Raw genomic sequence first — 12,771 nt, forward strand, 5'->3', positions numbered from 1 at the left:
GCCCAAGGGTCAGCGGCCGGACGAGCTCGCCGTGCTCGAGGACGTCATCTGGCTGCTCGAGGTCGAGCCGCTCGACGATGTCGATGCCGACGACTTGGAGCTCGTCGAGGACGCCGAACCGCTGCTCGTTCCGGAGCTGGACGTCGAGGCCGAAGAGGTGGAAGAGGTGCCGGAGGCCTTGGCCAACATGTCGTTCACGAGGCCTTCGAGCTCGGACTGGTCTTTGTCGCCCAGACTTCCGCCGCTCTTCGTCGCCACCACGAGGAGGCGTCCTTGGGCGCCGGAGACCTGCATGAGCATGTCCGAGCTGTTCCCGCCGCGCGTGCTCACGGTGCCGAACGTCTCTGCCGCCTTGGTCTTGGCCTGGAGCTGCTTGCTCGTGACGGTGACCTTCTGGGTGAGCACGGAGACGGTGAACGTGGCGCACTTGTCCATCTTGCCGCTGACGTCCTTCAGGAGCTGCTGCGCGTCCGCTCCCTGGTCGCTCGACTGCGCGGACGCGGTCCTGGGCCTCTGGCTGTCGGAGAGGGCGACGGCAACGGACCCCTTGTCGACGCTCTTGACGAGGCCAGCGGTGGCGATCGACTTGCAGTCGCTCGGATCAACGGTCGCCGTGTCAAGGAGGATTTTCCCGAGGTCCTTGCCCTGGTTCACCTGATCCTGCGAGTAGAGCTTCAGCTCGTTGCCGTCCGAGTCTTTCAGGCCCGAAACCATGCTGCGGAGCTCGTTCTCCGAGTAGACCTTCGCCGTAGGGCTGGTGGACCCTGACCCCGACGACGACGGCGTGCTCCCGCCGCCACCTGTGCACCCTGCCAGGACCAATGCGGTGGCCCCTGCCACGCCCACACCGAAGACTTTCCTCATGTCCATCTCATCCTCCGTCCGACGCGGCGCGTCACGCGGGGGCTTTACCCCGAAGGCCGAACATCCAACCTCCGGGCCCTCGGAAGCCGGGACGGTGTCGTCACGGTCGAGGAAGCCGATCGCCTTCTCCAAGGGCCGCACTCGCGCGGTAGAGAGCAGGCTTCTGGTTGAGCACGACGGCGACCCGCTCACCGCTCTTCTGCGCCTCGACTCCCGCTTCGCAGCAGGCGGCAGTGGCGTAGCCGTCCCATGCGGAGGGACCGCCGATCTCGCCGCGGAGGGCGGCGTCCGCCCAAGTCTGGACCTCGACGTCGTACGCCGCACCGAAGCGCTCGATGAAGCTGGGCGTCACGACGCCGCCCCACCGGCCGGCACGCCGCACGTACGGGCCGCCGTCGTTCCCGATGTCCACGATGCCGTCCTCGAAGACCGCCTGCGTCCCAACCTCGTAGCCGAACTGGGCGTTGACGAAGATCTCGACGTCGACGAGCACGCCGAATTCGGTCTCGATGAGGACATGCTGGGGGTCGTGCTGGCCAGCCGGCGCCTTCGAGGTGGCCTTGCCGAGCCGGACCTGAACGGAGGTGATCTCCTCGCCGGTGAGGTACCGGATCACGTCGAACTCGTGCACCACAGAGTCGTTGATGAGCATCTCGTTGGTGAAGCCCGGGGGGGTGTCCGGGTTGCGGTGCCTGCAGTGGAGCATGAGCAGCTCGCCGAGCTCGCCCGAGCGGACGAGTCCGCCAAGCTGTGCGTACTCGGCGTCGAACCGGCGCATGAACCCGACTTGGATGCGCTGGCGGCCCAGCTTCTGCTCGGCCTCGACGATCTTCCACGCCGATTCGGCGTGCGTCGTGAGCGGCTTCTCGCACAGGATCGGGATGTCCAGTTCGAGGGCCTCGAGGAGCGCCTGCTCATGCAGGAACCCGGGGGTGGCGATGACGACGGCGTTCACGTCCCCGGACTCGTAGGCCTCAGCCGCCATGGCGAAGGCCCGGGCGCCGGGGATACCTGCAATCGCGGCCTTGGCCCGGTCGAGATCGATGTCGGCGACGGCGGCCACGTCAGCGCCGTGGATGCGTCGATGCAGGCGCTGAATGTGGTCAGCGCCCATGCGGCCGGCACCAATGACGGCAACGCGAAGGTTCTCAGACATGGGAAGATGCCCTTCTTCCTGGGCGGATCAGGAGACGCTCGTGCGGGATCCGCACGAGAGAAGGTACCTGCGGGTCCGTTTGGCAATGGGGAGCGGCACATCGAACGGGATCGGGTACATGTCCTGCTCGACGATCCCGAAGACTGGGCGGTCGAGCCGCTCGACAGCCTCGATCACCTCGCCGAGGTCGGGCAGCCCCGACGGCGGCTCGGCCATGACACCTGCGGTGTTGGCTGCTGCCCAGGTCAGATTCTCGGCGCGGACCTTCGCGAGGACGTCCGGGTCGATCTGCTTCAGGTGCAGGTAGCCGATGCGGTCCGGGTACTTGCGGATGAGGTCCACGCTGCTCGCGCCGCCATATTCCGCGTGGCCGGTGTCGAGGCACAGCGTGAGGAGCTGGGGGTCCGTGTTCTCGAGCAGCCGCTCGATATCGGCCTGCCCCTGGACGTGTGAGTCGGCGTGCGAGTGGAACTGCTGCGCGAGGCCGAACTGCTCCTGCAGCCGGCGGCCCAGCTCGTCGTGGCCCGCGAACAGGGAATCCCACTGCGCGGGGGTGAGGACCTCGTTCTCGACCGGCTCGCCCGTGACATCGTCGCGCCACATCGCCGGGATGACCACGATGTGCTTCCCGCCCATCGCAGCGGTCAGCTCGGCGACCTGGCGGGCCGGCTCCCACGCTTCTTCCCACTGGTCCCGTCCCCGGTGGAACGCCGTGAACACCGTGCCGGCCGAGACCCGAAGGTCACGGGCGCTGAGCTCGTCGGCGAGGCGGGAGGGGTCCGTGGGGAGGTAGCCATAGGGGCCCAGCTCGATCCACTTGTAGCCGGCCTCGGCCACCTCGTCGAGGAAGCGCTCCCACGGGGTCTGCTTCGGATCGTCGGCGAACCAGACGCCCCAGGAGTCGGGCGCGGTGCCGATGATGACCTTGTTCTCAGTCACGGTTCGAATCTGCCTTCAGTTCGAGGGGAAGCTGTAGGTGGCGCCGGATGCGTGGGTGGGCTCGGGCCAGCGCTGGGTGACCACCTTGGCGCGGGTGTAGAAGGCCACGCCCTCCTCGCCGTAGATGTGCTTGTCGCCGAAGAGCGAGTTCTTCCATCCCCCGAACGAGTGGTACGCGACCGGGACGGGGATCGGGACGTTGACCCCGATCATGCCCACGTGCACACCCCGGTGGAACCTTCTGGCGTTCGATCCCGAGGAGGTGAAGATGGCGGTGCCGTTGCCGTACGGATTGGCGTTGATGAGCTCGATGGCTTCCTCGACCGTCTCAACGCGGACCACGGACAGGACCGGGCCGAAGATCTCCTCGGTGTAGGCATCCATGTCCGTTCCGACGTTGTCGATCACGGTCGGGCCGAACCAGTTCCCGCCCTCCTTGCCGGCCACCGTGAACTCCCGGCCGTCCACGACCAGGTCAGCGCCGGCGTCAGCCGCGGAGGTCACGATGGACTTCATCCGGTCCTTGGAGGCGGCGGTGATGACTGGGCCCATCTCGGCGTCGGGCTCGGTGCCCTCGGCGACCTTGACGGCCTGGGCGCGGTCCTTGACCTTGCCCACGAGCGAGTCGGCGGCGTCGCCCACAGCGACGGCGACCGAGATGGCCATGCACCGCTCGCCAGCGGAGCCGAACGCGGCCGCCGCCAGATGGTCCGCGGCGTTGTCCATGTCCGCGTCGGGGAGGATGATGGCGTGGTTCTTGGCACCGCCGAGAGCCTGGACGCGCTTGCCGTGCGCGGTGGCGGTCTCGTGGACGTGCTTGGCGATGGGGGTCGAGCCCACGAACGAGATCGCGTCGATGTCGGGGTGGGTCAGGAGCCCGTCTACGGTCTCCTTGCCGCCGTGCAGGACCTGGAACACGCCATCGGGCAGGCCGGCCTCCTTCCAGAGCTTGGCCAGCAGCAGCGAGGCCGAGGGGTCCCGCTCGGAGGGCTTGAGGATGAACGTGTTGCCCGTGGCGATCGCCACCGGGGCCATCCACAGCGGCACCATGACCGGGAAGTTGAACGGCGTGATGCCGGCGACCACGCCGACTGGCTGGCGGTAGGAGAACACGTCGATGCCGGTGGAGGCCTGGTCCGAGTAGGCGCCCTTGAGCAGCTGCGGGATGCCACAGGCGAACTCGATGACCTCCAGGCCCCGGCCGATCTCGCCCTTCGCGTCCGAGATGACCTTGCCGTGCTCGGCCGTGACCAGCTGGGCCAGCTCCTCGATGTGGGAGGCGACCAGCTCGCGGAACCGGAACAGCACCGCGGTGCGCTTGGCGAGGGAGATGTCCCCCCAGGACTCGGCGGCCTTGCGGGAGTTCGCGACCGCGGTCTCGAGGTCGGCGGCGTCAGCCAGGCGCAGCTCGCCCGTCTGCTCGCCGGTGGCCGGGTTGAAGACGGGCTGCGTCCGCTCGCCGACGCCGTTGGTCTCCTCGCCGTTGAGGAAGTGGGGAATGGTCTTGACAGTCATCTCGAAAATGCTCCTCTGGGTAATTCCGATGGGGATCTGCGGACGACGACGCATTGCCGCCACCCGCGGGGTCAGCCGAGCAGCGTGCGCTGCTGTGCTTTGTGGTCGATGTAGGTGGCGAAGGCGGCCTTCGTGGACTCGAGCTCGGAGGCGCCCGAGACGGGGACGTCCCACCAGGACTCGGAGGACGGGGCGTCGACGAGCGGGTCGGACTCGATGTGGATCACGATCGGGCGGGTGCCCTCGGGTGCGGCCTTGGCCTTGCCGATCGCGGCCTCGAGGTCGGCGATCGCATTGGGGCCGGGCTCGATCCGGTACACCGTGACGCCGAGGCTCTCGGCGTTGGCAGCGAGGTCGATCGGGAGCTTCTCTCCGTCGTCGAACGTGTGGTGTTCCCGGTCCAGAGTGCGGTACTTGGTCCCGAAGCGTTGGGAGCCGAGCTGCTCGGAGAGCGCCCCGATCGAGGCGTAGCCGTGGTTCTGGATGAGCACGGTGATGAGCTTGAGGCCTTCCGCCACGGCGGTGACGAGCTCGGTGTGCATCATGAGGTACGAGCCGTCCCCGACCATGACGACGACGTCCCGGTTCTCGTCACCACGCCTTGTGGCATCCAGGGCGGCGCGCTTGACGCCCAAGCCGCCGGGGATCTCGTAGCCCATGCAGGAGTACGCGTACTCGACGTGGTAGCCGAACGGGCCGCGGATGCGCCACATCTTGTGCAGGTCCCCGGGGAGGGAGCCGGCGGCGCAGATCACGACGTCGCGCGGGTCCATCGCGCGGTTGACCGCACCTATGATCGCGTTCTGGGACACGAGGGGCTCATTGTCCTGGGCGAACGCCGCATCAACGGTCTCGTCCCAGCGCGCCTTCTCGTCGGCGACCACCCGCTCGAGGTCCGCGCCGACGCGGTAGCCGCCCAGCGCCGTCGTCAGTGCGAGCAGTGCCTTACGCGCGTCGGCGACGATCGGCAGCGAGGTGCCGTGCTTGTAGGCATCGATGGGGGCGACGTTGATGTTCACGAACTGCACGCCCGGGTTCTGGAACGCCGTCCGGGAGGCCGTGGTGAAGTCCTCGTAGCGGGTGCCGATGCCGATCACGAGGTCGGCATCGCGCACGAGCGCGTTGGCCGCCGTCGTACCGGTCGAGCCGACCGCACCGAGGGCCTGGGGGTGGTCCCACGCGAGGGAGCCGACGCCGGCCTGGGTCCACCCGACCGGGATGCCAGTGGCCTCGGCGAAGGCCCGCAGCTGCTCGGTGGCGAAGGCGTAGAGCACGCCGCCGCCGGCGATGATGACCGGGCGCTCCGCGGCGCGGATGCGGCGGGCGGCCTCGACGATGTTCTCGGCCTCGGGCTCGGGGCGGCGGATGCGCCACTCGCGCTCGGCGAGGAACTCCTCGGGCACGTCGAAGACCTCGGCCTGGACGTCCTGCGGCAGGGCGATCGTCACCGCGCCGGTCTCGGCGGGGTCCGTCAGGACGCGCAGGCCGTTCAGAAGCGCCGAGAAGAGCTGCTCGGGCCGGTTCACGCGGTCGAAGTACTTCGAGAGCGGGCGGAACGCGTCGTTGACCGTGATGTCGTAGCCGTGCGGCTGCTCGAGCTGCTGCAGGACCGGGTCCGCGGCGCGAGTCGCGAACGTGTCGCTGGGCAGGAGCAGGGCCGGGAGGCGGTTGGCCGTGGCGAGCGCCGCGCCGGTGAGCAGGTTGGACGAGCCGGGGCCGATCGACGTCGAGACCGCGAACGTCTGCCGGCGCCGGGTGTGCCTGGCGTACCCGACGGCCTGGTGGGCCTGGGCCTGCTCGTTCCTTCCCTGGTAGTACGGCATGAGCGCGGGGTCCGCGACCTGCCACTGCTTCAGGGCCTGGCCCACGCCGGCCACGTTGCCGTGGCCGAAGATCCCGAACATACCGGGGATGAGCCGCTCACGGTACTCGGTGCCAGAACCAGCGGGCCCCCCAACGGTATCAACTGTGTACTGGCGGCCGAGGAACTCCACGAGTGCCTGGGCCACCGTCATCGTGCGGGTAGTCACTGGGCCGTCTCCTTCGCGTCGGGTCCCGGGGGGATTCCGTTGGTGTGCAGCAGGGAAGCCGCGGCTGCGACGGCACCGGCCACGTCGCCGTCGGCCGGGTAGAGCAGGGTGCGGCCGACGGTGAGGCCCTGCACGCCTGGGAGCGCGAGCGCGCGGCCCCACGAGGCGAAGACCTCGTCCTGGTGGCCGGTCGGGTCCCCGCCCAGGAGCACGGTGGGCATGGTCGTCGCTGCCATGACCCGCTCCATGTCCGCCACGACGGGCAGCTTCATCCACGTGTACGCGCTCGTGGAGCCGAGGGCCTGGGCGATCGCCACGGACTTGATGACGGCTTCGGGCGAGAGGTCGTTCTGGACCCTGCCGTCCACCCAGGTCGAGAGGAACGGCTCGACCATCGCGATGAGGCCGCGGGCGGCCAGGGCGTCGACCGTCTTGGCCGTGTTCTCCAGGATCGACGCCGTGGCCGGGTCGTTCAGCGCGATGCGGGTGAGCATCTTGCCGCCGTCCGCACCGAGGGCCGCGAGCGCCTCGGCGGTGTGGCCGGTGAAGCGGTCGTCGAACTCGTTGACGAGCCCGGCGAGTCCGCCGCGGTTCATCGAGCCGAAGACGAGCTTGCCGTCCAGCGCGCCGAGCAGGAGCAGGTCGTCCATGATGTCCGGGCTCGCGAGCACGCCGTCCACGGCCGGGTTCGCGAGGGCGATCTGGAGCCGGTCGAGAAGGTCGCGGCGATCCGCCATGGCCTCCGGCCGGCCCTGCGCGGCGAGGGCCCCGCGGGCCGGGTGGTCGGCCGCAACGATGAAGCTCTGCTGCCCCAGGACGAGGCCGGGGTGGCGACGGCGCTCCGCGGCTGCGCGGGCCACCGCCTTCGGGTCCTCGAGGCGGATCTTGGTGAGGTGCTCGTAGCGGCGGGGATCGTCATCGTGGGCGTTGGCGAGCGGTGCGGAAGGAGCGGCCGTGCCGCGCACGACGGCGCCGCTCACCGTGGTCTCGGGCGTGGCCGTCATCGGGCCACCGCCTCGGGGACGAGCCGGCCGCGTTCGGCCAGCAGCGAGGTGACCTCGGCCGGCGTCGGCATCGCATCCGAGCACGCCAGGCGCGAGGCGACGATCGCCCCGGCTGCGTTCGCGTAGTCGAGGACCTGCGCGAGCGGCCAGCCGGACAGGAGGCCGTGGCAGAAGGCGCCGCCGAAGGAGTCCCCAGCGCCGAGGCCATTGAGGGTCTCGACCGGGACCGGGGCAGAGACGACGCGCTGGGTGCGGGTCTTGGCCATGACGCCCTCGGGGCCGAGCTTGACCACGGCGATCTCCACGCCCGCGGCGAGGAGGCGGTCGGCCTGTTCGTCCGGGGTGCCGTGGCCGACGGCGACCGCGCACTCCTCCTCGTTGCCGATTGCGACGGTGACGTGGGGCAGCACCTTGGCCACCTGCTCGCGGGCGGCGTCCTCGGACTCCCAGAACATCGGGCGGTAGTCGAGGTCGAGGACCGTGAACTGGGCCCCTGTGCTGCTGGCCTCTTCGAGGCCTGTCCGGGGGCGGGCCTCGTGGGCGGCGATGTGGGCGGCGCGGCTGGGCTCCTGGCACAGGCCGGTCACGGTGGACCAGAAGATCCTCGCCTCCCGGACCGCGTCGAGGTCGAGGTCCTCAGGGCAAATCTGCAGGTCCGGGGCCGTGGGGAAGCGGCCGTAGAAGTAGAGCGGGAACTCGTGCGTGACCGGCATGATCGCGCAGAACGTCGCCGGGGTCTGGAGGCCCGCGACGGGGGCAACGTAGCGGTCGTCGACGCCGAACGCGGCCAGCTCGCGGTGGAGGTACTCGCCGAAGGGGTCGTCGCCCGTTCGGGTGATCACCGCCGTCGTACGCCCATGGCGTGCGGCAGCGACGGCGACGTTCGAGGGCGACCCGCCGAGGTACTTGCCGAAGCTCGTCACGTCCGCCAGGCCGACTCCGATGTCGTTCGGGTAGATGTCGACGCTGATGCGCCCCATCGTGAGAAGGTCGTAGGTCACTTCGCGGTGCCCTTCCTGCTACGCCCACTGTGCCGGGCCGGCTTCGCTGCCTGTGGCGTCGGCCACAGGTCCACTCTGCTACACATTTAATGTCCTGTCAAAAGTTTGTACTGACATATTTACAATATCTTTAAGGTCTGAGTCATCGTACTTTGTCGTTACAAAGGGTTCCCCGCCCTCGCCGGATCGCGTGAGAGAGTGGGACTCGCGTCGCCCGCAACCACTCTCCCCGCACCTCGGAAGGACCCCGTGACCCGCCGGATCGGCCGCACCGCGGCGCTAGCCCTGATCGCCGTCGGCCTCCTGTCGCTGAATGCCCGTGCCCCGATCGTCGCGCTCGGACCAGTGCTCGGCGACATCCAGGCCGACACCGGGCTCAGCTCGGCCGTCGTGGGGCTGCTCGCAGCGATCCCGGTGCTGTGCTTCGGGCTCATCACCCCAGGCGCGGCCTGGCTCACCGGGCGGATCGGCATCAACCATGCGGTCCTGTACTTCTTCGGCGGGCTGGCGACCGGCGTCGTGCTGCGCTCCTACGGTGGCGCGACGGGCGCCCTCGCCGGAACCGTGGTGATTGGCGTGGCCATGACGATTGCGAATGTCGCCACTCCCCTGCTCGTGGGGCGGGACTTCCCCCTTCAGGCCGCGCTCATGACGGGGGTGACGACGGCGGCCATCAACGTCGGCACGACGCTCGCCTCCGCTCTCGCGGCGCCGCTCGCAGCGGCCATCGGCTGGCAGGCCTCGCTCGCCTCCTGGCTCGGCTTGACGGCCGTCGCGGCGGGCGCCTGGCTCTTCGTGTTCCCCCCGGGCAAGGACGGCCCGCGGTGGTCCGAGGCGGACTTCCGCGGCCGGGCCGCGAAGGCCCAGCCAAGCACCGAGACCGGGCCCCTCCCCCTCCTTCCGCGGGCCACGGTGGGTCCCGCGAACCGGCGCATGATGTGGCTCTTCACCGTCACGTTCGCGCTGCACAATGTGGGCTACTACGCGATGACCCTGTGGCTGCCCACCTACCTGGCGGACACGCAGGGGATGACGCCACCCGAGGCCGGGCTGGGCGCGAGCCTCCTGCAGGTGTTCGCGATCGCGGGGCCGATGCTCATCCCCGCTCTCATGCACCTCTTCGGGTGGGGTCCGATGCGGCTGTTCGCGCTCATGGCCGCATGCTGGATCATCCTGCCGGCCGGACTCCTCGTGGCGCCGGGGGCGTGGGTGCTGTGGGCGGTGCTCGGCGGTATCGCGCAGGGCGGGATGTTCACGGTCGTGTTCACGGTGGTGATCAGGCGGGCCCGGACCCTGGACGAGAACCGGCGCATGACAGCCGTCATCCAGTCCGTCGGGTATGCGATCGCGTCCGCAGGTCCGATCGTGATCGGCGGCCTGCACGAGGCCGCCGGCAACTGGGCGGCTCCGCTCGCGCTCGTCCTCGCGGCGCTCGTGGTCATGGCCGCCTCCGGCTTCCTGGCGATCCGTCCACGCACGACGCCGCCCCTCGCCTGACGGCACAGACGTCACCTAGCATCGTGGAGACGGGGAGCCTGACGGAAGGAGCCGGCCATGCTGCCGGAATCGGTCCAGACCTTCATTGACGCCGAGATCGCGGCGAGCACCACCGACTTCAGCGACCTCCGCGCGGTCTACTTCAACGGCACGCTCAAGCCCAGTCCCCAGCAGAGTCACACCGACGGGCTCATCGATGTCAGCAGGCACGTGCTCGAGGGGGTGGGGGCAAGCGTCGAGGTGGTGCGCGCCGTCGACCACGACTTCCCTCCGGGCGTCTACCCGGACATGCGCGAGCAAGGCGCGGCCACCGATGGGTTCCCTGAGCTGTACCACTCGCTCGTCGAACCCGCGGACATCGTGGTGCTTGCCACGCCGACGTGGCTCGGCGACCAGTCCTCGGTGACTCGGAGGGTGGTCGAGCGGCTGTACGGGTGGTCCGGCGAGGCCAACGCGAAGGGTCAGTGGGCGTACTACGGCAAGGTCGGCGGCGCGATCGTCACCGGCAACGAGGACGGCGGCAAGCACTGCGCCGCCCAGCTGCTCTACGCTCTGAGCCACATCGGCTTCACCATCCCGCCCCAGGCTGACGCGTACTGGAACGGGGAGGCCGGTCCCGGCCCCTCCTACCTCGACGACAACCGGGGTGCGAAGAACAACTGGACCACACGCAATACGGTCTTCGCCGCGTGGAACATGCTCCACACCGCGCGGCGCCTCAAGGACGCCGGGGGCATCCCCGCCCACGGGAACGTGATCTCCAACTGGGACCTGAGCAACCAGGACCACCCCAATCCGGAATACCGGGGCTAGGCTGGAGCGCCGGGCGATATCGCGCGATCGCGCGATGGCCGAGGTGGCGGCACGCGCGCACACTGATCGCATGAACACTGCTGGACGCAAGGACACCCAGACGGTTCTGGTCTTCGTTGGCGCCCTCATCGTCGCGGGCGGCAATGGGGTGGCGATCCGTTACAGCAACCGGGAACTGGACCCGCTCTTCGGCGCTGCCCTCCGCTTCGCCGTCGCCGCGCTCATCTTCGCCCTCGTGATGGCGGCCGAGCGGAAGAAGTGGCCCCGGGGTAGGCAGCTCGTGGGAGCGTTCCTCTACGGGCTGCTGAACTTCGGGCTGGCCTACGGGCTCATCTACGAGGGACTCCGAGAGGTGCATGCCGGCCTCGCCCAGATCGTGCTCGCCTCCGTCCCGCTGGCCACCCTCCTGCTCGCAGCCGGAGCGGGAATCGAGGCCTTCAGTTGGCGCCGGCTCACGGGCACCGTCGTCGCCATCGCCGGAATCGCCGTCATGAGCGGGGTCGGCACGACGATGCTGTCCGCATCCTCGCTGCTGGGCATCGTGGCGATAGTCGCGGCGGCCGTCTCCGTCGGCGCGGGCGCCGTGGTCGTCAAAGTCTTCCCGCCGACGCCGGGCGCCGCGCTCAACGCCATCGGTATGGGGACAGGGGCGCTGACGCTAGCTATCGCCTCGCTCGCATCCGGTGAGCACTGGACGGCGCCGACCCGGAGCACCACGTTCGGGGCGCTCGGCTTCCTCGTGGTCTCGACCGTCATCCTCTTCGCAGCCTTCCTCTTCGTTCTGAGGCGATGGAGCGCGTCGGCCACGGCGTACCAGTTCCTCTTCCTCCCGATCCCCGCTCTCATCCTCTCGTCGTTCCTGGACGGCGAGCCCCTCACACCTGGCCTGTTCCTGGGTGGGCTGCTCGTGCTCGGAGGAAGCTACCTCGGGATGCGCCCCCGCACGCGTGAGGGCCACTCCCGGGGAGCCGTCGTCAGGACGGTGGCTCATGGGAAGTGACCCTCAGCGACGGTGTCGGTGCCGTTCAGCCGGCGGATGATGCTACCGCAGCACCACCGTGCGGCTGCCGTTGAGGATCACGCGCCCCTCGCATTGCCACTTGACGGCGTTGGAGAGCGCCTTAGTCTCGGCGTCCCGACCCACGGCCACGAGGTCCTCGGGCGAGTGGGTGTGGTCCACCTCGATGACCTGCTGCGAGATGATCGGCCCCTCGTCCAGCTCGGCGTTGACGTAGTGGGCGGTGGCCCCGACCGTCTTGACGCCGCGCTCCCACGCCTGGTGATATGGCTTGGCGCCCTTGAAGGACGGCAGGAACGAGTGGTGGATGTTGATCACCCGTCCCGCCATCTTGGTCGCGAGCGCGTCGGAGAGCACCTGCATGTAGCGGGCCAGGACCACGAGTTCCACCTCGTACGAGTCCACGAGCGTGAGCAGCTTCGCCTCCGCCTCGGGCTTCGTCTCCTTCGTCACGGGGATGTGGTGGTACGGGATTCCGTGCCACTCGACCAGGCTGCGCTGGTCCTCCCAGTTTGAGACCACCGCGACGATCTCGATCGGCAGCTCCCCAATCCGCTCCCTGAAGAGCAGGTCATTGAGGCAGTGTCCGAACTTGGACACCATGAGCAGCACGCGGGTCTTCTCCGCGGCCGGGCGGAGCTTCCACGTCATCCCGAACTTCTCGGCAATCGGGCCGAACTCCCCGCGCAGGCGATCGCCGTCGTCGTCCGCCTCCGAAGCGGAGGGCGAATCCGACGCCACCTCGTCTCCGGTCTCGCTGCCGGCAGGCGCCTCGAAATGCACCCTCATGTAGAAGTGCCCCGCCCGGCGGTCCCCGAACTGCTTGATGTCGATAATGTCGCAGCCGCGCTCTGCGAGGAACCCGGAGACCGCGTACACGATCCCCGGCGCCTCGGCGCAGTCCAGCGTCAGGACGTACTCGGTTGTCATGCTG

The 12,771-nt window shown here is 69.2% G+C and carries 11 protein-coding genes; 3 read left to right on the forward strand and 8 right to left on the reverse strand.

The genetic code is table 11. The features are described from left to right. Nucleotides 1–9: 9 nt before the first annotated feature. From LF262_RS12285 to iolC, 7 genes are all read right to left on the reverse strand, one after another. On the reverse strand, nt 10–870 hold the full coding sequence (locus tag LF262_RS12285; RefSeq protein WP_235780686.1) for a hypothetical protein: 861 nt from the start codon (nt 868–870) through the stop codon (nt 10–12). A 94-nt stretch (nt 871–964) separates the two neighbouring features. Next, nucleotides 965–2,020, reverse strand: coding sequence for a Gfo/Idh/MocA family protein (locus tag LF262_RS12290; protein ID WP_235780687.1), 1,056 nt, complete (start codon nt 2,018–2,020; stop codon nt 965–967). A 27-nt stretch (nt 2,021–2,047) separates the two neighbouring features. After that, nucleotides 2,048–2,959 carry a sugar phosphate isomerase/epimerase family protein gene (locus LF262_RS12295; RefSeq protein WP_235780688.1) on the reverse strand — a complete coding sequence of 304 codons (912 nt, stop codon included), beginning with the start codon at nt 2,957–2,959 and terminating at the stop codon, nt 2,048–2,050. Nucleotides 2,960–2,974: 15 nt separating this feature from the next. Next, nucleotides 2,975–4,474 (reverse strand): CoA-acylating methylmalonate-semialdehyde dehydrogenase, encoded by a 1,500-nt coding sequence (locus LF262_RS12300; protein WP_235780689.1) that lies wholly within the window; start codon nt 4,472–4,474, stop codon nt 2,975–2,977. 71 nt (nt 4,475–4,545) lie between these two features. Further along, complete coding sequence (gene iolD, locus LF262_RS12305) at nt 4,546–6,489, reverse strand: 3D-(3,5/4)-trihydroxycyclohexane-1,2-dione acylhydrolase (decyclizing) (protein WP_235780792.1); 1,944 nt, start codon at nt 6,487–6,489, stop codon at nt 4,546–4,548. An 11-nt stretch (nt 6,490–6,500) separates the two neighbouring features. Next, nucleotides 6,501–7,508, reverse strand: coding sequence for a Cgl0159 family (beta/alpha)8-fold protein (locus LF262_RS12310; protein ID WP_235780690.1), 1,008 nt, complete (start codon nt 7,506–7,508; stop codon nt 6,501–6,503). After that, entirely contained in the window at nt 7,505–8,509 is a 1,005-nt protein-coding gene (iolC, locus tag LF262_RS12315) for a 5-dehydro-2-deoxygluconokinase (protein ID WP_235780691.1), read from the reverse strand. The genes LF262_RS12310 and iolC overlap by 4 nt, the downstream gene beginning before the upstream one ends. A gap of 249 nt (nt 8,510–8,758) precedes the next feature. On the opposite strand from iolC, the gene LF262_RS12320 reads away from it, so the two are divergent. The 3 genes from LF262_RS12320 to LF262_RS12330 all read left to right on the forward strand — a co-directional run bounded on the left by LF262_RS12320 (nt 8,759) and on the right by LF262_RS12330 (nt 11,819). Next, nucleotides 8,759–10,006 carry an MFS transporter gene (locus LF262_RS12320; protein WP_235780692.1) on the forward strand — a complete coding sequence of 416 codons (1,248 nt, stop codon included), beginning with the start codon at nt 8,759–8,761 and terminating at the stop codon, nt 10,004–10,006. A gap of 57 nt (nt 10,007–10,063) precedes the next feature. Beyond that, nucleotides 10,064–10,819 carry a flavodoxin family protein gene (locus tag LF262_RS12325; protein WP_235780693.1) on the forward strand — a complete coding sequence of 252 codons (756 nt, stop codon included), beginning with the start codon at nt 10,064–10,066 and terminating at the stop codon, nt 10,817–10,819. A 70-nt stretch (nt 10,820–10,889) separates the two neighbouring features. Next, nucleotides 10,890–11,819, forward strand: a complete 930-nt coding sequence (locus LF262_RS12330; protein WP_235780694.1) for a DMT family transporter — start codon at nt 10,890–10,892, stop codon at nt 11,817–11,819. A 42-nt stretch (nt 11,820–11,861) separates the two neighbouring features. Here the strand turns inward: LF262_RS12330 and purU are convergent, their stop codons facing one another. Further along, nucleotides 11,862–12,767, reverse strand: a complete 906-nt coding sequence (gene purU, locus LF262_RS12335; protein WP_235780695.1) for a formyltetrahydrofolate deformylase — start codon at nt 12,765–12,767, stop codon at nt 11,862–11,864. Nucleotides 12,768–12,771 lie beyond the last annotated feature (4 nt).

Source organism: Sinomonas notoginsengisoli (genome assembly GCF_021554725.1).
Lineage (GTDB): Bacteria > Actinomycetota > Actinomycetes > Actinomycetales > Micrococcaceae > Sinomonas > Sinomonas notoginsengisoli.

What these genes read in the sequence shown, in the direction of transcription:
- iolD (WP_235780792.1), bottom strand. Translation starts at nt 6,489, where the DNA reads ATGACGGTGGCCCAGGCACTCGTGGAGTTCCTCGGCCGCCAGTACACA.
- LF262_RS12325 (WP_235780693.1), top strand. Translation starts at nt 10,064, where the DNA reads ATGCTGCCGGAATCGGTCCAGACCTTCATTGACGCCGAGATCGCGGCG.
- LF262_RS12330 (WP_235780694.1), top strand. Translation starts at nt 10,890, where the DNA reads ATGAACACTGCTGGACGCAAGGACACCCAGACGGTTCTGGTCTTCGTT.
- LF262_RS12290 (WP_235780687.1), bottom strand. Translation starts at nt 2,020, where the DNA reads ATGTCTGAGAACCTTCGCGTTGCCGTCATTGGTGCCGGCCGCATGGGC.
- LF262_RS12285 (WP_235780686.1), bottom strand. Translation starts at nt 870, where the DNA reads ATGGACATGAGGAAAGTCTTCGGTGTGGGCGTGGCAGGGGCCACCGCA.
- purU (WP_235780695.1), bottom strand. Translation starts at nt 12,767, where the DNA reads ATGACAACCGAGTACGTCCTGACGCTGGACTGCGCCGAGGCGCCGGGG.
- LF262_RS12300 (WP_235780689.1), bottom strand. Translation starts at nt 4,474, where the DNA reads ATGACTGTCAAGACCATTCCCCACTTCCTCAACGGCGAGGAGACCAAC.
- LF262_RS12310 (WP_235780690.1), bottom strand. Translation starts at nt 7,508, where the DNA reads ATGACGGCCACGCCCGAGACCACGGTGAGCGGCGCCGTCGTGCGCGGC.